This window comes from Terrabacter sp. P2_E3 (assembly GCF_056403915.1).
In genome coordinates, this window is record NZ_JBFUEN010000015.1 from 26,921 (window position 1) to 53,187 (window position 26,267).

The 26,267-nt window shown below is 72.4% G+C and carries 25 protein-coding genes; 8 read left to right on the forward strand and 17 right to left on the reverse strand.

Annotation, left to right across the window (positions count from 1 at the left end):
• Nucleotides 1–6 precede the first annotated feature (6 nt).
• The 10 genes from clpB to AC1DW8_RS18380 all read right to left on the reverse strand — a co-directional run bounded on the left by clpB (nucleotide 7) and on the right by AC1DW8_RS18380 (nucleotide 12,224).
• Complete coding sequence (gene clpB / locus AC1DW8_RS18335; protein WP_056772136.1) at nucleotides 7–2,568, reverse strand: ATP-dependent chaperone ClpB; 2,562 nt, start codon at nucleotides 2,566–2,568, stop codon at nucleotides 7–9.
• A 98-nt stretch (nucleotides 2,569–2,666) separates the two neighbouring features.
• Nucleotides 2,667–3,098: a VOC family protein gene (locus AC1DW8_RS18340; RefSeq protein ID WP_056772736.1), complete on the reverse strand. Its 432-nt coding sequence runs from the start codon at nucleotides 3,096–3,098 to the stop codon at nucleotides 2,667–2,669.
• Nucleotides 3,099–3,107: 9 nt separating this feature from the next.
• On the reverse strand, nucleotides 3,108–3,365 hold the full coding sequence (locus AC1DW8_RS18345) for a hypothetical protein (RefSeq protein ID WP_056772139.1): 258 nt from the start codon (nucleotides 3,363–3,365) through the stop codon (nucleotides 3,108–3,110).
• Nucleotides 3,366–3,374: 9 nt separating this feature from the next.
• A complete protein-coding gene (locus tag AC1DW8_RS18350; protein WP_478095420.1) occupies nucleotides 3,375–4,064 on the reverse strand; it encodes an ANTAR domain-containing protein in 690 nt (229 codons plus the stop codon).
• A 188-nt stretch (nucleotides 4,065–4,252) separates the two neighbouring features.
• The gene (locus tag AC1DW8_RS18355) at nucleotides 4,253–7,402 is read right to left on the reverse strand and encodes an ATP-binding protein (RefSeq protein ID WP_478095421.1); all 3,150 of its coding nucleotides are present in this window, start codon (nucleotides 7,400–7,402) and stop codon (nucleotides 4,253–4,255) included.
• 117 nt (nucleotides 7,403–7,519) lie between these two features.
• Complete coding sequence (locus tag AC1DW8_RS18360; protein ID WP_056772738.1) at nucleotides 7,520–7,972, reverse strand: heat shock protein transcriptional repressor HspR; 453 nt, start codon at nucleotides 7,970–7,972, stop codon at nucleotides 7,520–7,522.
• Nucleotides 7,973–7,989: 17 nt separating this feature from the next.
• Nucleotides 7,990–9,000 (reverse strand): DnaJ C-terminal domain-containing protein, encoded by a 1,011-nt coding sequence (locus tag AC1DW8_RS18365; protein ID WP_056772146.1) that lies wholly within the window; start codon nucleotides 8,998–9,000, stop codon nucleotides 7,990–7,992.
• 89 nt (nucleotides 9,001–9,089) lie between these two features.
• Complete coding sequence (locus AC1DW8_RS18370) at nucleotides 9,090–9,785, reverse strand: nucleotide exchange factor GrpE (RefSeq protein ID WP_056772148.1); 696 nt, start codon at nucleotides 9,783–9,785, stop codon at nucleotides 9,090–9,092.
• Nucleotides 9,782–11,695 (reverse strand): molecular chaperone DnaK, encoded by a 1,914-nt coding sequence (gene dnaK, locus AC1DW8_RS18375; protein ID WP_056772150.1) that lies wholly within the window; start codon nucleotides 11,693–11,695, stop codon nucleotides 9,782–9,784. The genes AC1DW8_RS18370 and dnaK overlap by 4 nt, the downstream gene beginning before the upstream one ends.
• Nucleotides 11,696–11,876: 181 nt before the next feature.
• Nucleotides 11,877–12,224, reverse strand: coding sequence for a hypothetical protein (locus AC1DW8_RS18380; protein ID WP_478095422.1), 348 nt, complete (start codon nucleotides 12,222–12,224; stop codon nucleotides 11,877–11,879).
• On the opposite strand from AC1DW8_RS18380, the gene AC1DW8_RS18385 reads away from it, so the two are divergent.
• Nucleotides 12,214–13,200 (forward strand): PQQ-dependent sugar dehydrogenase, encoded by a 987-nt coding sequence (locus AC1DW8_RS18385; protein WP_082622656.1) that lies wholly within the window; start codon nucleotides 12,214–12,216, stop codon nucleotides 13,198–13,200. The genes AC1DW8_RS18380 and AC1DW8_RS18385 overlap by 11 nt on opposite strands.
• A gap of 34 nt (nucleotides 13,201–13,234) precedes the next feature.
• Complete coding sequence (locus AC1DW8_RS18390; RefSeq protein WP_478095423.1) at nucleotides 13,235–13,648, forward strand: isochorismatase family protein; 414 nt, start codon at nucleotides 13,235–13,237, stop codon at nucleotides 13,646–13,648.
• Between the two features lie 33 nt (nucleotides 13,649–13,681).
• Here the strand turns inward: AC1DW8_RS18390 and AC1DW8_RS18395 are convergent, their stop codons facing one another.
• From AC1DW8_RS18395 to AC1DW8_RS18405, 3 genes are read right to left on the reverse strand one after another with little or no spacing between them, the layout of a single operon-like run.
• Nucleotides 13,682–14,524 (reverse strand): hypothetical protein, encoded by an 843-nt coding sequence (locus AC1DW8_RS18395; RefSeq protein ID WP_478095424.1) that lies wholly within the window; start codon nucleotides 14,522–14,524, stop codon nucleotides 13,682–13,684.
• 4 nt (nucleotides 14,525–14,528) lie between these two features.
• Complete coding sequence (locus AC1DW8_RS18400; protein ID WP_478095425.1) at nucleotides 14,529–16,214, reverse strand: alkaline phosphatase D family protein; 1,686 nt, start codon at nucleotides 16,212–16,214, stop codon at nucleotides 14,529–14,531.
• Complete coding sequence (locus tag AC1DW8_RS18405) at nucleotides 16,211–16,951, reverse strand: dienelactone hydrolase family protein (RefSeq protein WP_056772162.1); 741 nt, start codon at nucleotides 16,949–16,951, stop codon at nucleotides 16,211–16,213. Before AC1DW8_RS18405 ends, AC1DW8_RS18400 begins: the two co-directional genes overlap by 4 nt.
• A gap of 49 nt (nucleotides 16,952–17,000) precedes the next feature.
• Here AC1DW8_RS18405 and AC1DW8_RS18410 point away from each other — a divergent pair, with 49 nt between their 5' ends.
• A complete protein-coding gene (locus tag AC1DW8_RS18410; RefSeq protein WP_478095426.1) occupies nucleotides 17,001–17,837 on the forward strand; it encodes a DUF3626 domain-containing protein in 837 nt (278 codons plus the stop codon).
• Here the strand turns inward: AC1DW8_RS18410 and AC1DW8_RS18415 are convergent.
• A complete protein-coding gene (locus tag AC1DW8_RS18415) occupies nucleotides 17,804–18,454 on the reverse strand; it encodes a hypothetical protein (protein ID WP_478095427.1) in 651 nt (216 codons plus the stop codon). The genes AC1DW8_RS18410 and AC1DW8_RS18415 overlap by 34 nt on opposite strands.
• Nucleotides 18,455–18,486: 32 nt before the next feature.
• Entirely contained in the window at nucleotides 18,487–20,187 is a 1,701-nt protein-coding gene (locus AC1DW8_RS18420) for an alpha/beta hydrolase (RefSeq protein WP_478095428.1), read from the reverse strand.
• Between the two features lie 127 nt (nucleotides 20,188–20,314).
• Here AC1DW8_RS18420 and AC1DW8_RS18425 point away from each other — a divergent pair, with 127 nt between their 5' ends.
• From AC1DW8_RS18425 to AC1DW8_RS18445, 5 genes are all read left to right on the forward strand, one after another.
• Nucleotides 20,315–21,154 carry an alpha/beta fold hydrolase gene (locus AC1DW8_RS18425; RefSeq protein ID WP_478095429.1) on the forward strand — a complete coding sequence of 280 codons (840 nt, stop codon included), beginning with the start codon at nucleotides 20,315–20,317 and terminating at the stop codon, nucleotides 21,152–21,154.
• Nucleotides 21,155–21,239: 85 nt separating this feature from the next.
• Entirely contained in the window at nucleotides 21,240–21,959 is a 720-nt protein-coding gene (locus AC1DW8_RS18430) for a DsbA family oxidoreductase (protein ID WP_478095430.1), read from the forward strand.
• A 38-nt stretch (nucleotides 21,960–21,997) separates the two neighbouring features.
• A complete protein-coding gene (locus AC1DW8_RS18435) occupies nucleotides 21,998–22,405 on the forward strand; it encodes an MmcQ/YjbR family DNA-binding protein (protein ID WP_478095431.1) in 408 nt (135 codons plus the stop codon).
• Nucleotides 22,406–22,480: 75 nt separating this feature from the next.
• On the forward strand, nucleotides 22,481–23,272 hold the full coding sequence (locus AC1DW8_RS18440) for a CAP domain-containing protein (protein ID WP_478095432.1): 792 nt from the start codon (nucleotides 22,481–22,483) through the stop codon (nucleotides 23,270–23,272).
• Between the two features lie 20 nt (nucleotides 23,273–23,292).
• Nucleotides 23,293–24,120, forward strand: a complete 828-nt coding sequence (locus tag AC1DW8_RS18445) for a 2-phosphosulfolactate phosphatase (protein ID WP_478095433.1) — start codon at nucleotides 23,293–23,295, stop codon at nucleotides 24,118–24,120.
• Here the strand turns inward: AC1DW8_RS18445 and AC1DW8_RS18450 are convergent.
• Nucleotides 24,113–25,717: a GntP family permease gene (locus AC1DW8_RS18450; RefSeq protein ID WP_478095434.1), complete on the reverse strand. Its 1,605-nt coding sequence runs from the start codon at nucleotides 25,715–25,717 to the stop codon at nucleotides 24,113–24,115. The genes AC1DW8_RS18445 and AC1DW8_RS18450 overlap by 8 nt on opposite strands.
• Nucleotides 25,717–26,256, reverse strand: a complete 540-nt coding sequence (locus AC1DW8_RS18455) for a gluconokinase (RefSeq protein WP_478095435.1) — start codon at nucleotides 26,254–26,256, stop codon at nucleotides 25,717–25,719. The genes AC1DW8_RS18450 and AC1DW8_RS18455 overlap by 1 nt, the downstream gene beginning before the upstream one ends.
• Nucleotides 26,257–26,267 lie beyond the last annotated feature (11 nt).

The window sequence follows — 26,267 nt, forward strand, 5'->3', positions numbered from 1 at the left end:
CGTGTGTCAGACGAGGTCGAGCGCCTCGCCGTCGGGGTCGACGCCCACCGCGACCGTCGAGCCGTCGCGCACCTCGCCCGAGAGCAGGCCGCGGGCGAGGCGGTCGCCGATCTCCCGCTGCACGAGCCGGCGCAGCGGCCGGGCGCCGTAGGCCGGGTCGTAGCCGCGGGCCGCGAGCCACTGGCGTGCGTCGTCGGTGACCTCGAGGGTGATGCGCCGGTCGGAGAGCCGCTCGGCGAACGCCCGCACCTGCAGGTCGACGATGTGGGCGAGGTCGTCCCGGCTCAGGGCGTCGAAGACGACGACCTCGTCGAGGCGGTTGAGGAACTCGGGCTTGAACGACGAGCGCACCACACCCATGACCGACTCCCGGCGTGCGTCGGGGCTCAGCGTCGGGTCGGTGAGGAACTGCGAGCCGAGGTTGGAGGTCAGCACGAGGATGACGTTGCGGAAGTCGACGGTGCGGCCCTGGCCGTCGGTGAGGCGCCCGTCGTCGAGGACCTGGAGCAGGATGTCGAACGTCTCGGGGTGGGCCTTCTCGACCTCGTCGAGGAGGATCACGGAGTATGGACGACGGCGGACGGCCTCGGTCAGCTGGCCACCCTCCTCGTAGCCGACGTAGCCGGGGGGCGCCCCGATGAGGCGCGCGACGGAGTGCCGTTCGGAGTACTCCGACATGTCGATGCGGACCATGGCCCGCTCGTCGTCGAAGAGGAAGTCGGCGAGGCTCTTGGCCAGCTCGGTCTTGCCGACACCGGTGGGTCCGAGGAAGAGGAAGCTGCCCGTCGGCCGGTCGGGGTCGGAGACCCCGGCGCGCGTGCGGCGCACCGCGTCGGAGACCGCACGCACCGCGTCGGCCTGGCCGATGAGCCGGGCGCCGATGTGCTGCTCCATGTGCAGCAGCTTCTCGGACTCGCCCTCCATGAGCCGGCCGGCCGGGATGCCGGTCCAGGCTGAGATGACGTCGGCGATGTCGTCGGCGCCGACCTCCTCCTTGACCATCGGCTCCTCGTCGCCGGTCGTGGCCGCGGCCTCGCGCTCCTGGGCGGTCGCGAGCTCCTTCTCGAGGGTCGGGATGTCGCCGTAGAGGATCTTGGAGGCGGCGCCGAGGTCGCCCTCGCGCTGGAGCCGGTCGGCCTGGGTGCGCAGGTCGTCGACGCGGGCCTTGAGGTCACCGACGGCGTTGAGCCCGGACTTCTCGGCCTCCCACCGGGCGTTGAGGGCGGCGAGCTCCTCGGAACGGTCGGCGAGGTCCTTGCGCAGGCGCTCGAGGCGGTCCTTGCTCGCCGCGTCGCTCTCCTGCTCGAGGGCGAACTCCTCCATCTTGAGCCGGTCGACGGCACGCCGGAGCTCGTCGATCTCGACGGGGCTCGAGTCGATCTCCATGCGCAGCCGGGAGGCGGCCTCGTCGATGAGGTCGATGGCCTTGTCGGGCAGCTGGCGGCCGCTGATGTAGCGGTCGGACAGGCTGGCCGCGGCGACGAGCGCCGAGTCGGCGATCGTCACCTTGTGGTGGCCCTCGTAGCGCTCCTTGAGCCCACGGAGGATGGCGATGGTGTCCTCGACGGAGGGCTCGCCGACGAAGACCTGCTGGAAGCGGCGCTCGAGGGCGGCGTCCTTCTCGATGTGCTTGCGGTACTCGTCGAGGGTCGTCGCGCCGACGAGACGCAGCTCACCGCGGGCGAGCATGGGCTTGAGCATGTTGCCGGCGTCCATCGCGCCCTCCCCGCCGGCACCCGCGCCGACGACGGTGTGGATCTCGTCGATGAAGGTGACGATCTGGCCGTCACTGCCCTTGATCTCCTCGAGGACGGCCTTGAGACGCTCCTCGAACTCACCGCGGTACTTCGCCCCGGCGATCATCGAGCCGAGGTCGAGGCTGTAGAGGGTCTTGTCGCGCAAGCTCTCGGGCACGTCGCCCTCGACGATGCGCTGGGCGAGGCCCTCGACGACGGCGGTCTTGCCGACGCCCGGCTCGCCGATGAGGACGGGGTTGTTCTTCGTCCGGCGCGAGAGGACCTGGACGACGCGGCGGATCTCGGCGTCCCGGCCGATGACGGGATCGAGCTTGCCCTCTCGCGCGCGGGCGGTGAGGTCGGTGCCGTACTTCGACAGCGCCTCGAAGGTTCCCTCGGGGTTGTCGGACGTCACGGGACGCCCCCCGCGCAGCTCGGGGATGGCCCCCTCGATGGCGTCGGCGTCGAGGCCGAACTGGCCCGTGCGCGCGAGCGCGAGCAGGAGGTGGTCGGTGGAGACGTAGGAGTCGCCCATCGCCGTCATGTACTGCTGGGCCTGCTGGACCACGCGTCCCGCCGTGGCCGAGAGCTGCGGCTGCTGGGCGCCGCCGGTGACCTGCGGCATGGCGGCCATGGCCCGCTCGGCGACGGCGGTCGCGGCGGCGACGCTCGAGCCTCCGGCGGTGAGCAGGGCCGGGGTGGTCGTGCCGCTCTGGGCTGCCAACGCGAGCAGCAGGTGTGCCGGCTCGATGTTCGGGTGGTGCTTGCCCGTCGCGGTCGTCGCGGCCTGGGCGAAGGCCTCCTGAGCCTTGTTGGTCAGCTGTAGGTCCATGCGTACTCCTGGTGAGGGGATCGGTTCACTGGGGTCAACTGGCGCTGACTTGAGTCTATTCCACTCAACTTAGTGCCTGACCTGACGGTGACCGGCCTTCAGGTCAGGCAGAACTCGTTGCCCTCGGGGTCCTGCATGACGAGGTAGTGGTCCACCTCCGTGAGCGTCTCGCGCACGACCGTGGCGCCGAGGGCGACGAGTCGGTCGGCCTCCGCGTGCAGCTGCTCGCCCTTGCCCTCGGCAGGACCGGGCACCCCGCTGACCCGGACGTCGAGGTGCAGGCGGTTCTTCGCCGTCTTGCCCTCCGGCACCTTCTGGAGGAAGACCCGCGGCCTCGCTCCGTCGGGGTCCACGACGGCATACGCGTCGTTGTGGCGCTCGGGCGGCAGCCCCCAGGCGGTGAGCGCTTCGGTCCACGTCGCGAACCCCGGCGGCGGGGCGTCCTCGACGTAGCCGAGCACCTCGGCCCAGAAGCCGCCGAGGGCGCGCGGGTCGCTGCTGTCGATCGTCACCTGGAACGCGCGGGACATCGTCACTCCTCAGTCGTGCGGATCGGGGTCGTACCAGCCGTCGTGGGCCGCGGCGAGCGCCTGGAAGCGGACGGCATACGCCCGGTCGGGCGGGGTGCGCACGTAGACGGCCCACTCGTGGGCCTCGGAGTCGTCCTCGCCCGCGAGCGCCTCTCGCACGACGCGGACATCGGCCAGCCCCTCGGCCTCGAGCTCGTCCGCGAGCTCCTCGGCGGTGTCACGCTCCGGCAGCACGATGAGGTGCTGGGCATCGTCGGTCGGGCTCACGCGCCCAGCCTAGGACCGACCGACGACCTCGTCCGGCTCGGCGCCGGTCTCGATGACGCGCTGCGCGACCTCGCGCAGCTTGACGTTGTGGTCCTGGGACGCGCGGCGGAGCACGTCGAAGGCCTCCTCCGACACAATCCGGTGTCGCTCGATGAGGATGCCCATGGCCTGGCCCACGAGCCGGTGGCTCTCGACGGCGCGCTCGAGGTTGGCCTCGTTCTGGCGGAAACGGTCGACCGTGACGATCCGGTCCACCGCCTGCGCCAGCGAGTGCAGGAGCAGCTCTGCGACGGTCCGCTCGGCCACACCGGGAGACGGCGTCCGGCCGACGCCGGCCCACACCCGACACGTGGCGTGGATCCCCGACGACTCCATGAGGACGCCGCGGGTCCCCGCGTCCGCCGGGTCCACCGTCGCCCCGTCGAGGTCGACGGGTCCGGAGAGCACCTCACGGACGGCCGGGGGCAGCGCGGACGGCGGCACGACACCGGAGGCGCCGGCGAGCAGGTCGTGCTGGGTCGCGGTCACCCGGATCACGGCCTCGCCGACGAGCGCCTCACCGATGGCGGACGCGGCGAGCGAGAGCGCCTCCTCGAGGTCCTCGGAGCGGACCAGCAGCCGCGCTGCGGCGGTGATCCGCGCCGCGGCGTCGAGCCAGCGGTCGTCGTTCGCTGCGGTCGCCGGACGCAGGTCGGTCACGGGCCCTCCAAGGTATGCGTGGGAAGGCCCGCGAACTTGGAGGCAGGACAGTGTTGCATCCCGTGACGCCGTCGGACAAAGCACGACACGAGGCAATTGCGAGGAGCGACCAATTCCCGCGCGGCACAAGGCCGCACGCACGCGACCTCCGGAGCTGGGCCCCGGAGGTCGCGTCTCGACAGCGGCGGTCAGGCCTGGTCGGGGTCCTGCCCGCTCTCGACGACGCGCGCCGCGATCTCGCGCAGCTTGACGTTGCGGTTGAGCGAGGCCTGCCGCAGCATCTCGAAGCTCTGTGTCGCCGTGATGCGGTGGCGCTCGATGAGGACGCCGACGGCGTGGCCGATGAGCCGGTGGCTCTCGATGGCCTGCTCGAGCTGGTGCTCCTTCTGCGCGCGCGCCTGCCGCGCGACGACGCGGTCGACGGCCTGGCCGAGCGACTGCGCGAGCAGGTCGCCGACGATGAGCTCGTCGCTCGAGACGAGACGCGGCTCGTCGAACTGCACCCAGGCCCGGCAGTCCGACTCGTGCGCCGTCGGGAGGAGCAGCAGGCCCTCCCGCTTGTCGCCGACCAGGACGTCGTGGCGGTGCGGCGAGGAGTCGAGCCCCTGCCGGATGCCCGGGTCGAGGTCGCCGACGGCCACCCGTCCGCGCGGGGACAGCACGACCGGCTGCCCCTTCGTCGGTGAGACGCGCAGGGTCACCGCACCGTCGAAGAGCACGGTGAAGCCGGTGACGGCCGTGGCGAGCACCTGGTCGAGCTCCTCCGCGGTGGCGAGGTCGACGGCGATCCGGGCGGCGAGCTCGCGCCGCAGACGGGACTCGCGCTCGCGCGTCTCGTCCCGGACGACGACGATGACGAAGCCGTCGTGCTCCGCCGTGCCCGGCACGCTCGCCGACCGGACGTGGACCCAGGCCTCACCGCCGCCGCGCCGGAGGATGCGGTAGCGGTCGTCCTCGACGGGTCGGCCGGACTGGAGCAGCTCCATGCGTCGCTGGTGCTGGTGGTGCTCGTCGGAGGACTCCGACTCCGGGATCCACCACGGGTACGGCGGCACGAGCGGGCCGTCCGCGAGCGACCAGCCGAAGGTCCGGGTGAACCCGTCGTTGACCTGGACGACGAGGCCCTCGGCGTCGACGACGACGAACGGCTCCTGGATGGCTCCGAGGATCGCCCGCAGCCACGCGGCGTCGCGCGACCGCGATCGCGCCCGCACGAGGTTGGCGGCGAGGCGCGCGCGGAGCTCCTGGGGCTGGAACGGCTTGATGACGTAGTCGTCGGCACCCTCGAGCAGCCCGGTGGTGCTGGCCTCGACGCCGGCCCGCGCGGACAGCAGGACCACGGGAAGGTCGCGCAGGCTCGCGTCGGCCCGGATCTCGCGCACGAGGGTCAGGCCGTCCATGCGGGGCATCATGACGTCGGCGAGGACGATCGACGGACGTCGGGCGCGCAGGTGCTCGAGGGCCTCGACCCCGTCGCGCACCGACACGACGTCGTAGTCGACGACGCAGTGGCGCGCGATGTAGTCGCGCATGTCGTGGTTGTCCTCGACGACGAGCAGGGTCGGACGCACGCCGTCCGGCCGCGTGGCCGGTGACATCGGGCCGGGGAGCTGCTCGGCGTCCGCGGACGACGCCTGCATCTCGGCCGCGACCGCGTCGCGCACGACCCAGCTGTTCGCCTCGTGGATGAAGGACTCGGCCGAGCGCGGCGTGATCGAGGGGCGCAGCGCGGCCCGCTCCGCGGGCCGGCCCCACGGGAAGGACACGGTGAAGGTGCTGCCCCTGCCCTGCCGTGACTGCACGGCGACGCGGCCGCCGAGCAGGTCGACGAGCTGGCGCACGAGCGACAGGCCGATGCCGGCGCCCTCGCGCGATCGTCGGTCGTCGCCGCGGTCGAGCTGCCGGAAGCGGTCGAAGACGAGGTCGAGGTCCTTCTCGGCGATGCCGATACCGGTGTCGGTGACCGAGACGGCGAAACCGGTGTCGGTCCCGCCCAGGTGGAGCGAGATGCGTCCGCGCGCCGTGAACTTCAGGGCGTTCGACAGCAGGTTGAGCACGATGCGCTCGAACATGTCGACGTCGACGTAGGCCTCGTGGTCGAGGTCGTCGCACACCACCTCGAACTCGAGTCCGGTGCGCTCGATGGCCGGGCGGAAGTTCGCGCCGATGCCGGTGACGAGCTCCTCGACGTCGGCCTGGACCCAGTGCGGCTCGACGGCCCCGGCCTCGACCCGCGTGAGGTCGAGGATGCGGTCGACGAGGCCGGCGAGACGGTCGGTGTTGCGGCGGATCAGCTCGAAGCGCTGGCGCTGCTCGGGGTCCAGGCCGTCGGCGGTGAGAGCGTCCTGCACCGGTCCGGCGATGAGGGTCAGCGGCGTGCGCAGCTCGTGGCTGACGTTGGCGAAGAAGTCGGACTTGGCGACGTCGAGCTCGGCCAGTGCCTCGGACCGGTGACGCTCCTCCTGGAGGCGGCGGATGCCGCTCAGCGCCATCGCGACGTGCGCGGCGCACAGCTCGGCGTAGACCTGGAGCTGGGCGTCCCACGGGCGGCGGGGGTTCTCGGTCAGCAGCAGGTGCGCGGTGGGCTCGAGCAGCCCGGGCTCGACGGCGGGCACGACGTGCACCGTCCGGCCCTCGCCGTCGACCCCGTCAGGAGCCGGGTCCCCCGGCGCGCACCAGCGCAGGTCGATCGCGAGGTGGTCGAAACCGTCCGAGCGGAGCACCTCGAGGGCACGACGGCGTACGTCCTCGGCGTCCTCGGCGTCGGCCAGCGAGGCGAAGAGCCGCGACGCGACGTCGGCGCGGCGCTCGGCCACCACCTTCGCGGTGGTCTCGGTCGCGACGTTGAGCACGCCGACGACGGAACCCGAGTCGTCGTGGATGGCGCCGTAGGACCACGTGAAGTAGGCCTCCTCGAGGTAGCCGGCGCGGTCGACGACGAGCAGCTCGTCCTCGACCCACGTCGCCGGGCCGCCACTGGTGACCCCCTCGAACATCGGGCCGATGACGTCCCAGACCTCGGGCCAGACGGCCCGCACCGGCCGCGCCCACGCGTCGGGGTGCTTGCTCTCGCCGAGGAGGGTGCGGTAGCCGTCGTTGTAGAGCATGAGCAGGTCGGGTCCCCAGCAGACGAGCATGGGGAAGCGCGACGACAGGCAGACGTCGACGAGGATCCGCAGGTTCGCGGGCCAGGACTCGACCGGCCCCAGCGAGGTCGCCGACCAGTCGGTGCGCAGGAACAGGTCACGCATGCTCGTCGGGGACGAGGGCACGCCGAGGCTCGAGGCGTTCGTCGTGGGGGCGCCGGGCAGGGCGCCCTCAGGGTGGTGCGGGGTCACACGACCTCCGGGACTGGGGTCAAGAAGCTGCCTCCGGCGGCATTCCACAACGGCGCGCCCCGTCTGCTTGAGGCGAGCACAGTCTGACACACGAGCACCGCCTCGGGCGGCGGAGACCTAGCGCTCGGGCCGCCACACGACGAGCGCCTGCGACGACGGGGCGCGGGGCGGGCGCTGGCCGGGTCGGACCGCCACGACCTCGCCACGTGGACCGACCGCGAAGACCCGGGCGCCGGCCGATAGAGCCGCCTGGGCCGCCGCCAGGTCGGCGGCGAGCTCCTCGACCCGTGACCGGAGGGCGGTCACGTGGTTCTCGAGGTCGAGGATGCGCTGGATGCCGGCCAGCGAGACACCCTCCTGTGACAGGCGCTGCACGTCGCGGAGCAGTTCGACGTCGCGCGCGCTGTAGCGCCGTCCGCCCCCGCGCGTGCGCGACGGGGAGACGAGGCCGAGCCGGTCGTACTGCCGCAGCGTCTGCGCGTGCATGCCGGCCAGCTCGGCCGCGACGGAGATGACGAAGACGGGTGCGTCGTCGTCGTGCCCACCGGGGCGGGCGCTCTTGCGGGCCATCGTCGTCACCTCGCTCGTCAGGCTCGGGCGCGCTGGAAGAGGTCGGCCCGGGGGTCGTGGCCGTTCTCGGCCGCAGCCATCCGCTCGATGGCCTCGCGGGCCTCGTCGGTCAGCCGTTGCGGCACGACCACCTGCACGCGGGCCAGCAGGTCGCCGGCGTGGTCGCCCCGCTTGACGCCGCGCCCCTTGAGCCGCAGGACGCGGCCGCTCGGGGTGCCCGGCGCCACCTTGACCTTGACCGACCCGCCGTCGAGCGTCGGGACCGCGACGGTCGCGCCGAGCGCGGCCTCCGCGAAGGTGACGGGCAGGTCGAGGGTGAGGTTGTCGCCCTCACGTCCGTAGACCGGGTGCTTGTCGACCCCCACCGTGAGGATGAGGTCACCGGCCGGCGCGCCGGGGTCGCCCTGGCGACCCTTGCCGCGCAGGCGGATCCGCTGCCCGTCCTTGACGCCCGCCGGGATGCGGGCATTGATCCGACCGAGGTCGGGGGAGCTGAGCGAGACCGTCGAGCCCTCGACGGCGTCGCGGAAGCCGATGCGCGTGTTGGCCTGGACGTCGGACCCGGGGCGCGGACCGGCCGTCGCGCCGTAGCCGCCGTAGCCGGCGCCGGGTGCACCCCCGCCGAACATCTGCCCGAGGATGTCCTCGAGGTTGGGCTGGCCGCCGGCGCCACCGGTGTCGAAGCGCACGCGCTGCCCACCGGGACCACCCGCCCCACCGAAGGCGGAGAAGATGTCCTCGAAACCGGCGCCCTGGCCGCCCGCGCCGCCCGCGGTGAAGCGGGCACCGCCGTGCGACATGGCCCGGATCGCGTCGTACTCGCGCCGCTTCTCGGGGTCGGACAGGACGGCATACGCCTCCCCGACCTCCTTGAAGCGCTCCTCGGCCTTGGGGTCGCCGACGTTGTGGTCGGGGTGCATCGTGCGCGCGACCTTGCGGTACGTCTTCTTGATCGTCGCGGCGTCGGCGTCCTGGGGCACGCCGAGGATCGCGTAGAAGTCCTTCTCGAACCAGTCCTGACTAGCCATGGCGCACCTCCTCGTTCACGGTGACTCTCACGCTGCTCCCATCATCGGGTATGCCGCCGGGCTGCGTGCGCAGCCCGGCGGCGGACGTCTCAGGCGGGGTCGGCAACCGAGACCCGGGCGGCGCGGACGAGCCGGTCGCCGATGCGGTAGCCCGGCTGGAGCACCTGGACGACGGTCGTGCCGGTCGCGCCCTCGGGCAGCTCGGCCTCGACGTGCATGAGGGCCTCGTGCACGTTGGGGTCGAACTCCTGTCCGGCCTCGCCGACGCGCTCGACGCCGAAGCGACCGAGGGTCGCCTCGAGCTTGTCGGCGATCGCGGCGAAGGGGCCACCGGCGAGGTCGCCGGCCTGGCGGGCCATGTGGATGTCGTCGAGGACCGGGAGCAGGGACTCGACGACGCTGCCGACCGCGGTGTGGCGGATGACCTCGCGGTCGCGGTCGACGCGCTTCTTGTAGTTGACGTACTCGGCCTGCAGCCGCTGCAGGTCGGCGAGCAGCGTCGCGGCCATGGTGTCCTCCTCGGCGAGGGCCACGCCCTCGGTCTGCGAGGACTCGCCGGCGTCGCCGGTCTCGTTGGAATCGGTTGCGGTGTGGTCGAACTCGTCCTCGCCACCGGGCTCGGACGACGCGCCTGCGCCGCCCTCGTAGTACGTGTGGTGGCGCTCGCCGTGGGCGGAGTCTGCCCGCGGCGGGGTGCCGGCGGCGTCGCCGCCGGCACCCGTCGCGCCCGTCGCGGTCACGTCAGGCTGCTCGCCGGGCGTGCCGTGCTTCGGGGACTCGGTCACTTGGCTTCCTTGGCCTCGTCGTCGTCGACGACCTCGGCGTCGACGACGTCGTCGTCGGACGCGCCGGACGCACCGGGCGTGGTGTCGTCGGCAGGAGCGCCGTCCTGCGCCCCGGCGGCACTCGCAGCGTTCGCGGAGGCCTGCTCGGTGGCGTACACGGCCTGTCCCATGGCCTGCGACTTCGTGTTGAGGTCCTCCACCTTCGCCTTGATGTCGTCGGCGCTGGCCTCGGACCCCTCGGCGATGGAGGCCTTGAGGTCGGCGAGCGACTCCTCGACCGGCGTCTTGACGTCGGCCGGGACCTTGTCGCCCGACTCCTTGAGGAAGGACTCGGTCGAGAAGACGAGCTGCTCGGCCTGGTTCCTCACCTCGGCCTCCTCGCGACGCTTCTTGTCCTCGTCGGCGTGCGCCTCGGCGTCCTTGACCATCTTGTCGATCTCCTCCTTCGACAGGGCCGAGCCGCCGGTGATCGTCATCTTCTGCTCCTTGCCGGTGCCCTGGTCCTTGGCGGAGACGTTGACGATGCCGTTGGCGTCGATGTCGAAGGTGACCTCGATCTTCGGCACACCGCGCGGCGCCGGCGCGATGCCGGTCAGCTCGAAGGTGCCGAGCGACTTGTTGTGCTGCGCGATCTCACGCTCACCCTGGAAGACCTGGATGAGGACCGACGGCTGGTTGTCGTCGGCGGTGCTGAAGATCTCGGAGCGCTTCGTCGGGATCGCGGTGTTGCGCTCGATGAGCTTGGTGAACAGGCCACCCTTGGTCTCGATGCCGAGCGAGAGCGGCGTGACGTCGATGAGCAGGACGTCCTTGCGCTCACCCTTGAGGACACCGGCCTGCAGGCTCGCGCCCATGGCGACGACCTCGTCGGGGTTGACGCCCTTGTTGGGGGCCTTGCCGCCGGTCAGCTCGGTGACGAGGGCGGTGACGGCCGGCATGCGGGTGGAGCCACCGACGAGCACGACGTGGTCGATGTCGGCGACCTTGATGCCGGCGTCCTCGATGACCTTGTGGAACGGCGCCTTGGTGCGGTCGAGGAGCGACTTGGTCATCTGCTCGAACTGCGCGCGGGTGAGGTTCTCGTCGAGGTGGATCGGGCCCTCGGGCGTCATCGAGATGTACTGCGCCGAGATGTTGGTGCTCGTCGCGGTGGAGAGCTCCTTCTTGGCGCGCTCGGCCTCGTCGCGGAGGCGCTGCATCGCGATCTTGTCCTTGGACAGGTCCTGGCCGGTCTTGTTCTTCACCTGCGTGATGAGGTGCTGGACGACGACGTCGTCCCAGTCGTCACCACCGAGGTGGTTGTCACCGTTGGTGGCGCGCACCTGGATCGTGGCGAAGCCGTCCTCGGCGTCCTTGCCGACCTCGAGGAGGGACACGTCGAACGTGCCGCCACCGAGGTCGAAGACGAGGATGAGCTCGTCCTCCTTGCCCTTGTCGAGGCCGTAGGCGAGCGCGGCCGCGGTGGGCTCGTTGACGATGCGCAGGACGTTGAGGCCCGCGATCTCACCGGCCTCCTTCGTGGCCTGGCGCTCGGCGTCGTCGAAGTACGCGGGGACGGTGATGACGGCGTCCGTGACGGTCTCACCGAGGTAGGACTCGGCGTCGCGCTTGAGCTTCTGCAGGATGCGCGCGCTGATCTCCTGGGCGGTGTAGGTCTTGCCGTCGATCTCGGGCGACTTCCAGTCGGTGCCCATATGGCGCTTGACCGAGCGGATCGTGCGGTCGACGTTCGTGACGGCCTGGCGCTTGGCGACCTCGCCGACGAGAACCTCGCCGTTCTTGGAGAACGCGACGACGGAGGGGGTGGTGCGCCCGCCCTCGGCGTTCGCGATGATGCTCGGCTCGCCGCCCTCGAGGACGGAGACGGCCGAGTTGGTGGTACCGAGGTCGATTCCGACGGCACGTGCCATGGGTGACTCCTTGATGATCTAGGTGGAGACCGTGGTGCTGGTGGTCCGGGTGAAACAGGTCCTCGCTCAATCTGCTCCCGCTCCGACGTGATTGTCAAAACCGGACTCGCAAATCTTGCGTTCACCCGACTCAACTCTGGGCTCTCGCGGATTGTTCCCGTCCGAGACACAGTCTTGGTGGCTAGCGTCGTGACCGGAGGTGCCTCATGCCGACGCACACGACTCGCACCGCGCTCGCCTCGACCATCGCCGTCGGCCTGAGCGCGCTCTCGCTGGCCGCCTGCTCCGCCGGCGCGCCGAGCACCGCCGGCGCCACCTCCGCGGGCACGTCCTCGACGTCGTCTCCGGCCGCCTCGACGGTGGCGACGACCAGCGCGACGACCTCCCCGATCACCTCCCCGATCACCTCCCCGACCACGGGGACGACGCGTACGCCCTCGGCGACCTCGAGCGGGCCGGCCACCCCGACGGCCGCGCCGGCCACCTCGACGCCGGGCCGGGCGACCGGGACGGCGACGGTGGTGCGCACCCTGGCCACCGGGATCGACGTGCCGTGGGGCCTGGCCCGGCTGCCCGACGGGACCGTCCTCGTCTCGGCGCGCGACAGCTTCCGGGTCTACCGCCTCGACGTCGCAGCGGCCCGGCTGGCCCGGGTCGGCACGGTGCCGGGCGTCGTCTCGAACGTCGCACAGCAGGGTGAGGCTGGCCTGCTCGGCATCGCCGTCTCGCCCACCTTCACCCGCGACCACCTCGTCTACGCCTACTACTCCACGGCGGGCGACAACCGCATCGCGGCGATTCCCTGGGACCCGTCCGCGCCGGCCGGTCGCCAGCTCGGGACGCCGCGAGTGCTCGTCAGGGGCATCCCCCACAACGTCCACCACAACGGCGGCCGGATCGCGTTCGGGCCGGACGGCTACCTCTACGCGACGACCGGGGAGGCGCAGCAGCCGGCGCTCGCCCAGGACAAGGGCTCGCTCGGCGGCAAGATCCTGCGGATGACGACCGCCGGGCGCCCGGCCCCGGGCAACCCGTTCGGGACGCTCGTGTGGTCCTACGGCCACCGCAACGTCCAGGGCATCGCCTGGGATGCCGCCGGTCGCCTCTGGGCGTCCGAGTTCGGTGACCACAGCGAGGACGAGCTCAACCTCATCCGCCCCGGCCGCAACTACGGCTGGCCGCAGACGGAGGGGCGCACGAGCCGGGCGGGCATCACGGGCCCGGTCGCCCAGTGGGGCCCACCGGAGGACTCGCCGAGCGGCATCGCGATCGCGCAGGGATCGGTGTGGATGGCGGCCCTGCGCGGGCAGCGGTTGTGGCGCATCCCCCTCGACGGCTCGGCGACCACGGGGACGCCCCAGGACTTCCTCGTCGGTCGCTACGGGCGGCTGCGCAGCGTGCTCGCCGTCGGATCGGACACCCTGCTCGTGACGACGAGCAACCGCGACGGGCGGCAGAGCCCGGCGACGGGGGACGACCGCATCCTGCTCGTCCGGGTGATCTGAGCCTCTTCAGATCGACAGGCTGGAGGTCGCCGGCATGGTCCTGTTCGCCGTCACGCTGACCGCGCTGCTGCGCTTCCTCATGGAGCCCGCGGTGACGCACTGGCCGCTGCTGCTCGTCGTCGCCGTCGCCGGCGCGGGACTGGTGGTGCAGGGGCTCATCGGCCTGGCCAACCAGAACGCCCTCTACCGTCAGGCCGACCCCGACCGCCTGGGCTCGTCCGCCGGCCTGCTGCGCACGTTCATGTACCTCGGCGCCATGCTCGCCGCCGCCGCCAACGCGGCAGCCTTCCCCGACCGCGCGGCCCACGAGCACGGCTACCACGTGACGCTCGCGACCGACGCGATGACCGATCTCGACGCGGCGTCCCACGAGAGCTCCGTGACGCGGATCTTCCCGCGCCTCGGCGAGACCGCCACGACCGACGAGGTCCTCGTCCTGCTGCCCTGAGCCACGGCGACGCGCCGCGGCCGCCCCCGACCCCTAGGCCCCGACGACGCGTCGCTGCTCGAATGCCGCCCGCAACGGGCCGACGTCGGCCTCGGGCACCCGCTCGTGCGCGAGGTCGTACGTCTCCTCGACGAGGGCGACCAGGGTCGCGACCGCGTCGTGCGGGGACGCGACGAGGAGAGACCGGATGCGCTCGACGAGACGGTCGGGCCGGTGGGCGAGCAGGGTCGCCTCGCGGTCCAGCCACTTGTGGAAGGGATGGGGCATCCACACCCGGTTGACGGCGAAGAGCGCGTCGAGCACCCCCTGCACGCCGTCGAGCAGGTCGCGGTGGAGCAGCACGACGTCGTCCCGGGCCCCAAGCATCTCGAGCCGCTCGCGGGGCCTCAGGTCGAGGGCCTCGAGCACCTGGGCGACGGCCAGCGCCTCCGGGTAGACGTCGCACCGCGTCCGCCACGCCTCGATGACCGCGTGGCCGTGCAGGGGTATGCCGTCGCGCAGGGCCGTGACGCGCACCTGCAGCTCCGCGTCGGTGTCGCCCGCGAGCACGCGGTCGAGATAGGTGTCGATGGTCGACGTGACGAAGCCGCTGACGTCGGTCTTGACACCGCCGACGAGCAGGCCGTCGGCCCACTCGTGGTCGTCCTCCTCCGCATAGACGCCGGTGAGCCCGGCGCCCTCGATCGCCGCCTCGCGGTCGGCGACGGTCGGCGGGGAGGACCAGTAGACGTCGAGCTCGATGTCGGACGACGCGTCGGCGAGGCCGCGCGCCACGGACCCGCCGATGAGCGCCGCTGCGACCTTGGGGTTCGCGGCATACGCCCGGACAGCCCTGCGCGCCAGCGCAATCCGCCGGTCGACATCGTCCACGGACATCCCGTCAACCTGCTGCAGGGATGCGCACGCTCGACACCGTGGTCAGCACCGGGTGGGCGTCGTCGCCGTCGCGGATCTCACCACCGCGCCAGACGATCGAGAGGTCCCGACCCTGGACGGTGAGCTCGGCGAGACAGTTGTCGAACCACGGACCGTCGGTGACCGCCCACGGGTAGGCGGGGTCGGGCACGTGCTTCGAGCGCTCGGCGACGAACCGCATGGGGCGCACCAGCCCACGGGCGAAGGCGGACATCATGACGCGCACCATCCGCGGCATGGGGTTGCGGATCGGCGAGCAGACGGCCTGGATGACGCGGGACGTCGCGCCGTGGCGGGTCCTCGCGTCGACGACCTCGGCGACGTAGGAGTTGTGGACATCGCCGGAGAGGAAGACGACGCTGGCCGGAGCCGCACCGCGCTCGCCCCGCGCCACCTGCATCACCATGTCGAAGACCTCGACGAAGCCGTCGTTGAAGGCGGCCCAGTGCTCGAGGTCGATGGACTGCCGGACCTTCTCGGCCCGGTCGGCGACGACACGTCCGTGGGTGCCCATGGCGAGCACCTCGTCGATCGCCTCGAGGTCGTGCAGCCCGGGAGGGAGCATGAACGGCAGGGACGTCCCGATGAGCAGGTGCTCGACGTCGCCGGTCAGCTGCTCGTCGAGCCAGCTCATCTCGTCGGGGTCGAGCATCGAGCGGTGCTTCGGCTCGAGGACCCGGGCGGCGCGCGAGTCGACGACGACGAGCCGGACGTCACCGAGGTCGCGCCGGAAGCTCCAGCGGTAGACCTCGGGGTGGCGGTCGGAACGGCGGGCGAGGTCGAAGACGGCCTCGGTCAGGTCGAGCTCCTCCCCGCCGGGGTCGGCACCGGCGATGACCTGCGCGTAGATCTCGTCGTCGGCGAGCTGCGACGGCGAGAGGTTGCCGATGTGCTGGTAGACCCAGTACGAGGAGAGGCCGCCCATGAGCCGCTCGTGCCACCACGGGGTGCGGTTGATCTCCTCGTGCCAGGTCCACGACGTGTTCCAGTCGTCGCGGATGTCGTGGTCGTCGAAGATCATGCAGCTCGGCACCGTCGAGAGGAGCCAGCGGTTCGCTGCGTCACCCCACGCGAGCCCGTAGAGGTGGGCGTACTCCTCGTAGTCCTTGATCTCCTCACCCGGTAGCTCGGTGATGTCGCGGCGGGAGGCGATGAACTCGCGCATCGCCTCGGACGTCTCGTCGGCGTAGACCTGGTCACCGAGGAAGGCCACGAGGTCGGGCCACACCTCCTCGCCCCGGGCCAGGGCGAGCGCGAGCGTGCGCAGCGCGTCGACGCCGTTGGTGCGGTGCCCCTCATGGTCGTGCGGCACGGTGGTGCGGCAGGAGCCGAAGAGCAGCCGCGTGGATCGGCCGCGGTCGATGGTGCGGATGCGTGGGGGTGGGAAGGCGCTGTCGGGCTGGGGCCAGACCGGTGTGTCGTCGATGCTGACGGTGTAGTCCCACGACCCGCCCGGCTCGAGGCCGTCGACGGCGACGAGCGCGTAGTGGTGGCCCTTGACGGCGAAGGTCGGGGCCGTCCAGTCGCGGCCGTCGGCGTGCACCGCGACGACTCCCGCACCGGAGGTCTCGACCCACACCGTCGCATCGGTCTCACCGATGTAGCGCAGCATCGGGCCGAGGACGAGCGGCGCGATCTCGTGGCCGGTCACGACGGCAGGTTCTCGTCGAAGAAGGCGAGCGTCCGGTCCCACGCGTCGGCCGCCACCTCGGCGTTGTACTTCGACGGCGAGGTGTCGTTGAAGAAGGCGTGCCCGACGCCGTGGTAGACCCGCGCCGTGAAGTCGACGCCCGCCTGCTCCATCCGTGCCTCGAGCTCGGGCACCCCGTCGGTGATGCCGTGGTCGTCCTCGCCGTAGAAGGCGAGGACGGGGCACCCGATCGTCGCAGGGTCGGCGTTCTCGGGGAAGTGACCGTAGAAGGGCGCCGCCGCGCGCAGCCGCGGGTCGGCAGCCGCGAGGGCGAAGGCGTACGTCCCGCCGAAGCAGAAGCCGACGACGCCCACCCGGCCGTCGACGCCCGGCTCGTCGACGAGCGCGTCGACGACGGCGCGCAGGGCCGGCACCGCCCACGCGGCGAACTCCGGCTGCCGCGCCGGCGTGGTGGCCGCGCGCATCTGCGGCTGGGCCGCGAGCCGGTCCTCCTCCGACGCGCTGAACATCAGCTCGAAGATCCGCGCACCCACCTCGGGCGTCAGTCCGACGTGCCCGAGCAGGTCGGGCGCGACGGCCACGTAGCCCTGCGCCGCGACGCGGTCGGTGACGTCCTTGACGTGGTCGGCCAGACCCCAGATCTCCTGGATGACGACCACGGCGCCGCGCGGCGTCCCGGTCGGGTCGGCGCGGTACGCGGTGAGGTCGTGGTCGGGGAAGTCGATCATCGTGCCCATGCCCCATTCCTACCCCCTGGCGCCGGGTCGCGGGTGTGAGGATGGCGTCGTGCCCACCCAGCCCGCCGCCGTCACGAGGGCGCTCGCGCACGTGCGCGGCCTCTCGACGGGACGCCCGCTCGACCCGACGTTGCGCGTCACCGTCAACTTCCACCCGGACCGGCTCGTGCGCGGCGAGCCGATCCTCGCCGTCATGGCCCGCGACGGCGTCTACCGCTCCCAGTTCGAGACGGGCACGGGCAACGGTGGGCTGACGGCGCACCCCGGTGGTGACCGGTGGCGCTGGGAGCGCCGGATCTTCGGCGGCGCCTACGACGACGCCGAGCCGGCGCTGCGGCCGAAGTACGGCGCCCTCGACCTGCACCGGAGCCCGTACGGCGCCGCGCCACGCTTCGGGTCGGCCCACGTGCGGCTGGCGGCGCACACGCTGGACCGGACGACGTTCTGCTTCCCCGACAGCGTCTTCGAGCCCGAGCACTTCGGCACCGCAACGGCCTTCGCGCTCGGCGAGCATGCCGAGGCCGCTGACCACGACCTCCTCGACGACTACGTCGAGGCCCACGCCCACGGGGTGCTCGACCTCGCCCGTGACGTCGAGGCGCTCGTGCTCGACCCCGGTTATCGAGGCACCGACGTCGAGGCCGACGCGCTCCGGCTCGGCGTGCCCGTCGAGTGGCACCCGGGCTACCGGCTCGACGTCGGGACCCTCCGCGCCCACCCGGGCTACCGCGGGCCGGAGTTCGTCGCGCTCGGTGAGTCGCTCGCCGTCGACGGCGTCGTCACCCCGCAGGTCATCGGGGACGCCTCACGAGCAGGGCGGCACGACGAGCAGTCCCTCAAGCGGGTCTGGCACTACGTCGCGCGGTTCGGATCCGCTTCTGCCTGAAGGGTGCCCGCCTCGTCGCCGGTGACCACGGTCGTCACGACCGATGTCACCGACGGGCGGCGAGGCGTCGACGAGAAGCCGAACCGGCAGGGCGGGTCGACCGGCGCGAGGCCACCCAACACCGCGCCCTCGAAGCAGCCGTCGAGCGCCGTCACCGCGTGCAGGTCGGTGGCTCCGTAGAACTCCTGACGGCCCTCGAGCGCCGTGCCGCGGGTGCGGACCCCGCGCAGGACGACCCGGGCGACAGGGTCGACGACCGTCGCCCACCTCGGACTCGACGCGACGCGCGCGGGCACGGCCCGCAGGAGCCGGCCGAGCGGCCTACGCCCTCCGACCGTGAGGTCGAGGGACAGGGAGGGCGAGCTGACCTGCCAGCGGTCGCGGCCGGCGCGCACGGTGATCGGCTCGAGGCGCACCTCGTCGAAGGCGTACGTCGCCTCGATGAACGCCGCGACCTCCGGGGTCGGGGCGACGAGCACCCGGTGCCCGTCGGCCGTCTCGACCATCGCGTCGCCGAACGACCCGAGCGGCGTGCGCAGCCACGACCCGACGACGACCCGGACGCCGGACGTGGAGCCGACGCCGGCGATCTGCCCGTGGAAACGCTGCGCTGGCACGGTCCGAGCGTAGGTCAGCCGCGGAGCCGCACTCACTCGACCCGCGAGACGGTGTCCTCGATCCCTGCGACGAGCTTCGAGTAGTCGTCGGTGGGCGAACCGCCGAGGACCGAGCCCCACGCCGGGACGAGCTCGGGACCGTAGCGGTGGCCGTAGCCGTCGGGCGGGTCGTGGCCGACGGCCATGTCGGTGGTCAGCTGCCAGAACGTCACGAACGGGATCCACGTGACGTCGGGGTTGACGTCGTGACCCCGCGGCTCGCGCAGCCAGTCGGGCTCGGCGCCGAGCAGGGCCGGGTTCCACCAGACGACGGGGTCGGACGGGTGCTGGGCGTAGACGAAGCGCGGGAAGTCCCAGGCGCCGTAGTCGCGACCGTAGTAGTCGTGGGTCAGCTGGTCGCCGCTCGCCGCGAAGCGGATGTGCAGTCCCGCGTCGACGACCGGGACGATCTCGGGCGACCCCTCGTTGCGCCGGGCCGTCAGCGACTCCGCGATGTCGGTGAAGCTCGGGGTCCCCACCCAGACCCCGCCCTGGGCGCGCGCGAGCATGTCGTCGGCGTCGGTGAACGCCGCCTGGCCCCCGTAGGACCCGAGCGACTCCCCGCCGACGACGAGCTGCGGACGGTCGTCGGGCGGCAGCGTGCGCCACACGGCATACACCTTGTCGAAGAGCGCCTTGCCCGCCTCGCGAGGGGTGTCGCGGTCGGTCATCATCGACATCGCGCTGGGCAGGTAGGAGTACTGCATCGCAGCGATCGCGCTGTCGCCGTTGCTGAGGTACTCGACGGACTGGGCCGACCAGTCGTCGACCCACCCGGTGCCGGTCGTCGTGAAGACCGCGAGCACCCGGCGGTTGAAGGCCTTCGTGCGCTGCAGCTCGGCGACCACGGCGTCGGCGACGTCGTTCACCGTGCGCCCAGGCGTGCGCCCGGCGTAGACGCGGATCGGCTCGATGGCCCCGCGGTCGGTCGCCGCGGTGATCTGTGCCGGCGTGGGCGCGCTGGTGACGAACATCTGGCCCTGGAAGCCGAGGCTGTCCCACGACTCGAGCGACCCCGGACCGCCCGACCGCAGCGGCGACGTCGGCGCGGCCCGACCGGTCGGGGCGGTGTTGACCTGGGCCGCGACGCCGGCGAAGGCTTGCATGCCGCGGTGGAAGAGCACGCTGTCGGTCACCCACGCCGCCGCGAGGGCCACGACGACGACGGCGGTGAGCGTCGCGATCGTCTTGGGCAGCACGTGACCGGCGGCCTCGGCGAGCTGGTGGGTCGCCCCGCGCAGACCCCGCGCGATCGCGAGGAAGAGGACGGCGACGACGGCCGCGAGCGCGAGCGCCAGGGCCCAGTCGAACGGGTCGAGGGGCGTCAGCCGGACGAACGCCGCCGTGCGCGCCTGCGACCGCACGTTGGCGACCGTCAGCCCGAGGACCGCCACCGCCCCGAAGAGCGGCGCTGCGACGAGCAGCCAGTGCCGGGCCTCCCCGCTCACCGTGACGTGCAGGTCGATGAGGCGGGCCACCCGACGGACGACCCACGCGACGAAGACACCGAGCGCGTAGCCGACCACGGCGCACAGGCCGCTGATGAGGCCCTGGTAGTACCACGTGCGCGGCAGCAGGCTCGGGGCCATCGACGTGAGGAAGTAGGCGGCGCCGAAGAACAGCCCGGTGCGCGACACGTGCCACCAGGCCCGGCTCGCGCCGGGCTGAATGCGCTGGTCGGACACGTCGGGCATGGATCCACAGTAGGTCGCCCCGCTGTCCCGCCGCCTCGGGTTTGGCCCCTAGGTGACGACCATGGCCCGGGCAACCAGCCGGGCACCCTGCCGGGCACCCGTCGGCCCGCCGGGGCACGATGGGGACATGCGAGCCCTCGAGAGCCGGATCACGACCTACAGCCGCGACGGGCTGCGCTTCGACGTGACCGACGCGGGGCCCCTGGGCGGTGACGTCGTCGTGCTGCTCCACGGCTTCCCGACCGACCGCACGAGCTGGGACCGGGTCGCCGCCCGGCTGCACGAGGCGGGGCTGCGCACCCTCGCCCCGGACCAGCGCGGCTACTCCCCCACGGCCTGCCCGCCGGGCCGGGACGCCTACCGCCTCGACGAGCTCGTCGCCGACGTCGTCGGTCTCATCGAGGCCTCCGGGCGGGAGCGGGTCCACCTCGTCGGCCACGACTGGGGCGGCGCCCTCGCGTGGCTCGTCGCCGGCAACCACCCGACCCGCATCGCGTCGCTGACCGTCCTGTCGACGCCGCACCCGGCCGCGATGTCGCGGGCCTGGCGGTCCGGCACCGAGCAGAAGCGCAAGTCCTGGTACATGGCGGCCTTCCAGGTGCCGCGGCTGCCCGAGCGGGCCCTCGCCGCCCGCTTCGACCGCCTCATGGCCCGCTCGGGCCTCCCGGCCGCCGACCGGAGCAGGTATGCCGTCCGGCTCGGTCACGCCGAGGCGCTCACCGGGCCGATCAACTGGTACCGCGCGGCCCGGCACTCCGGCGTCGCGGCACACCGCGTCGAGGTGCCGACGACCTACGTCTGGGGCTCGCGTGACCCGTTCCTCGGCCGGACCGCGGCCGAGCTGACCCACGAGCACGTGACGGGCGACTACGAGCTCGTCGAGCTCGACGCGGGGCACTGGCTGCCCGAGACCCGGGATGCGGAGTCCGCCGCGGCGATCCTGCAGCGGGTCGCGCGAGCCGGCTGAACGGCATACGCCCGCTCACCCGGAGGGTGACCGACGCCTCGCCCGATGCGGGGAACACGGGCGCGCGCGGGTAGGTTGCACGACCGTGAAGATCGACATCTGGTCCGACATCGTGTGCCCGTTCTGCTACCTCGGCAAGCGCCGGCTCGAGACCGCGCTCGCGCAGTTCGAGCACGCTGACGAGGTCGAGTTGCAGTGGCACAGCTTCGAGCTCGACCGCGGCGCCGCCCCCGTGTCCGACCGGCCGCTCGTCGACCTCGTCGCCGCGAAGTACGGCACGACGCGCGAGCAGGCGGTCGCCCAGCACGAGTCGATGGCCTCGGCGGCCACCGAGCTGGGTCTGACCTTCAACTGGGAGCACGCCCGCTACGGCAACACCTTCGACGCGCACCGGGTCGTCCACCTCGCCGCCGAGCAGGGGCTGGCCGATGCCGCCCACGAACGGCTCATGCGCGCCTACTTCACCGACGGCCTCGCGGTCGGCGACCGCGACGTCCTCGTGCGGCTCGCGACCGAGATCGGTCTCGACGGCGACGTCGTGCGGGAGATGCTCGAGTCCGACGACTACGGCAACCACGTGCGCAGCGACGAGGCCACGGCCAAGATGCTCGGCATCGAGTCGGTCCCCTTCTTCGTCCTCGACCGGAAGTACGGCGTCTCCGGCGCCCAACCCGTCGAGGTCTTCACCCAGGCCCTCGAGACCGCGTGGTCGACCCGGCACGACGTGCCGGAGCCGGTCCCTGCCGGCGGCGGGTGCGGCGGCGGCTGCGGCGCGGGTGGCTGCGGCGGGGTCTGCGGCGCCTGAGGAGCCTCTGAGGGGTGCCGCGGCCCTACCGTGGTCGGGTGGCCCACCCCCTGATGTTCGACGGCGCGGACCCCTATCTGGCCCGGGTCCGCGAGATCTGCCTGGCGCTGCCGGGCGCCGACGAGAAGGTGTCGCACGGGCGGCCGAGCTTCTTCACGACGAAGGTCTTCGTCACCTACGGCGGCACCGTCAAGGGCGACCACGACCCGGAGCCCTACCGCCAGTCCGTCCTCGTGCTCCCCGACGCCGCCGAGCGGCCGGCCCTGCTCGGTGACGGACGCTTCTACGACCCTGCCTACGTGGGTCCGTCCGGTTGGGTCGGGCTCGACCTGCGTGCGTGCGGCCCGCCGGAGGAGGTCGACTGGCAGGAGGTCGCCGAGCTCGTCGACGCCTCCTACCGGCTGACGGCACCGGCCCGCCTCGTGTGCGAGCTCGACGCCGGCTGAGCGCGGGCGCGCCCATCGTCCTCCCGCGGCCGCGGGGCGCGTAAGGTACCGCTCGCTGGACGACGAAAGGCGCACATGGGACGGCACACCGATCCCGCGGCCATGGGGTCGCGGCGCGCCGCGGTGGTGACCCTGACGCTGTCCGCGCTGCTCGTCATGGGCGGCTTCGCGATCCTCCACGAGTCCGGTGGGCTGCGTCCCGGCCACCGGTCCACGCCCTCCACGCCCTCGGCGCCGGTGGTCACCCCGAGCAGCCGCGTCGCCGACGCCACCGAGCCCGGACGCACGCCCTCGACGCCGGCGACGACACCATCGACCTCGACGTCGACGTCGTCACCCCAGCCCTCGCTCACCACCCGCGCCCCGGCTCCTCTCGTCACCGCCCCGCAGCCGGCTCCGACCTCCTCCCCGCAGCCGTCGGGAACGGCCGACCCGACGAGCCCGATCGGTCCAGCGCCCTCGACGAGGCCGGCGCCGCCGGAACGGGCCGGCGTCGCCCGGCAGGTCGTGGCCCTCGTCAACGTCGAGCGATCCCGCGCCGGCTGCGGCCCGGTGTCGGCGAACGCCGCCCTCCGGCACGCCGCGCAGGGTCACAGCGACGACATGGCGAGCCGCGACTACTTCTCGCACACGAGCCCCGACGGGGTGACCTTCGCCCAGCGGATCCGCGCCGCGGGCTACGACGGCGGCGCCATCGCCGAGAACATCGCGGCCGGCCAGACGAGCGCCAAGGAGGTCATCCGCGCCTGGATGGCGAGTCCCGGGCACCGGGCGAACATCCTCGACTGCGCCTACCGGGACCTCGGCGTCGGCTATGCGACGGGCGGTACCTACGGCACGTACTGGACCCAGACGTTCGGCGGCTGAGCCACCCCTAGGTTGGTGCCATGCAGCCGTGGCACGCGCAGGACCGGCACGTCGTCCGACTCGACTGGGGACCCGGCGCCGCCGAGGCCCAGACGGCGTATGCCGTCGCCGCGGGCTCGCCCGTGTGCGCGGTCGTCGTCGACGTCCTCAGCTTCACGACGTGCGTGTCCGTCGCCGTCGACGCGGGCATCCGGGTGCACCCCTACCGCTGGAAGGACGGGTCGGCCCGGGCCTTCGCCGACGGGGTGGGCGCGACGCTCGCCCGGGGTCGGTCCGAGGCCCGCGTCGACGGCGGGGTCAGCCTGTCCCCGGCCTCGATCCGTGCGGCCGGACCGCTGGGCGACCTCGTCCTGCCCTCGCCCAACGGCTCGACGACCACCGCCGTGCTGGCCGGCGCCGGGGCCGACGTCGTGGCGGCCTCGCTGCGCAACCGCGCTGCGGTGGCCGGGTGGATCGTCGACTGGCTCGACGCGTCCCGGCGGTCGCACGGTCCGGCGTCGCAGCCGGCGGTCCTCGTCGTCCCGAGCGGTGAGCGCTGGCCCGACGGGTCCCTGCGCCCGGCCGTCGAGGACCTGTGGGGTGCGGGAGCGGTCGTCGCCGCCCTGGCCGGCCTCCTCGAGCACCGAGGCGGACCCCTCCTGCTCAGCCCCGAGGCCGAGGCCGCCGGCGCGGCGTGGCTCGCCGTGGAGCACCGGGTCGACGAGGCCCTGCACGCGTGCGCGAGCGGCCTCGAGCTCGTCGAGCAGGGCTGGCCCGACGACGTGGCGGTCGCGGCCGAGCTCGATGCGTCGTCGCTCGTGCCGGTGCTGACGGACGGCGCCTACACCGGACGCGCCTCGGTCAGGTGACGATGACGCTGGCCACCATGACGAGGGCAAAGCCGAACACCGAGATGACGGTCTCCATGACGGACCACGACTTGATCGTCTCGCCCACGGTCAGACCGAAGTACTCCTTGACGAGCCAGAACCCGGCGTCGTTGACGTGTGAGAAGAACAGCGAGCCACATCCGATCGCGAGGACGAGCAGCGCGAGGTGGTTGGCCGACAAGGTCGGCGCGAGCGGCGCGACGATGCCCGCCGCGGTGATGGTGGCGACCGTGGCCGACCCCGTACCCAGCCGGATGAGCACAGCCACGAGCCATCCGAGCAACAGCACCGAGATGCTGACGCCCTCGGCCCAGTCCTTGATGACGTTGCCGACCCTGGCGTCGATCAGCGTCTGCTTGAACCCGCCACCGGCGGCGACGATGAGGATGATGCTCGCGATCGCGGGCAGCGCGGACCCGACCGAGTCGCTGACCTGGCCCTTGTTCAGGCCCGACCCGAGGCCCAGGGCGATGTAGCAGTAGAGCACCGCGATGAGCAGGGCGACGATGGGGGTCCCAATGAAGTCCATCGTCTGGCGGACCCCGGTCTCCTCGTCGGTGACGAGAAGCTTGGTGATGGCGTCGACCAGCATGAGGACCACCGGCAGGGTGATGCCGATGATGGCCGTCGCGAAGCCGACGCGCTTGCGCCCGGGCGCCAGCGGTTCCTCGAAGGAGCCCAGCCCGCGGTTGGCGCCGGCATCCTCACCGGTGGCCCCGCGCCGAGCGCCGCCGGTCTCAGGGCCATCGTCGCCGGAAGGACCTGCGACCGCGGTCCCGCGGCCCGTGGCCCGAGCGCCGGCGGGCACCGCGGTCCGGGACGCGGCGGTCGCGCCAGCGGATGCCGTGCCGAGCAGCACGAGGTCGTCCGCCGACTTGGGCACCCACTGGTCGACGAAGCGCGCGAGCAGCGGTCCGGCCACCACCACGGTCGGTATCGCGATGATGATGCCGAAGATCAACGTGCGCCCGAGGTCGGCGCTGAGCAGACCGATCGCGGTCAGCGGGCCGGGGTGCGGCGGCACCAACCCATGAAGCACCGAAAGCCCTGCCAGGGCAGGGATGCCGACCTTCATCAAGGACAGCCCTGTTCGTTGGGCCACGAGGACGACCACCGGCACGAGCAGCACCACGCCCACCTCGAAGAACAACGGCAACCCGAGGATGGCAGCGATGGCTGCCATCACCCAAGGCAGCCGACCCGGCCCGACGCGTCCGACCATCGTCCCGACGATCCGGTTGGCGCCGCCGGAGTCCTCGAGCAGCTTGCCGATCATCGCCCCGAGCGCGATGAGGATGCCGACGGCCCCGGCCGTCGTGCCAAAGCCGGCCACGAAGCTCTTGACCGTCTCACCGGCCGGCATCGTCGCGACGGCTCCAAGCACCGCCGACCCGAGCATGAGCGACAGGAACGGGTGGACCTTCGCCCACGTGATGAGGACGACGACGGCGAGGATGCCGAGGATGCACGCCGCGACGAGCTGCGCGTTACCGGCATACACCGGGGGCGCGTCGGCGGCCGGCAGTCCGCCCGGAATGGCCGTGGACACTGCAGCGGGAACTGCGATCAGAGACATCAGACGTGCTCCTTCCGGTGGCCGAGGGCGGTCAGCGCCCGGTCCAGGACCTGAGCGGCGCTCCCCTCGTTGGTGATGGTCACTCCGGGCTCGTCTTCTTCGAGCGGCTCGAGCGTGGCCAGCTGGCTGGGCAGCAGGGACGGTGGCATGTAGTGGCCAGGGCGGTGCTCCATCCGCTCCTGGATGACTTCGGACTCCGCCGTGACGTGCAGGAACCGGACGTGTGGTCTGCCCTCGCGGAGCAGGTCGCGGTAGACACGGCGCAGGGCCGAACACGTCACCACCGCCGACTCGCCCCGGCTCTCCTTGCGCGAGATCCACGCCCCGATCGCCTCCAGCCACGGCCAACGGTCCTCGTCCGTCAGCGGCGTGCCGCTGCGCATCTTCGCGACGTTGGCCTCGGGATGAAAGGCGTCGCCCTCGGCGAACTCCCACCCGAGGACGGTCGACAGACCCTTGGCAACCGTCGACTTCCCGCTCCCGGAGACTCCCATGACGACCACCACGTCGGGGTCGGGACCGCTCTCGCTGTCCAGCATTCTCCGAACCT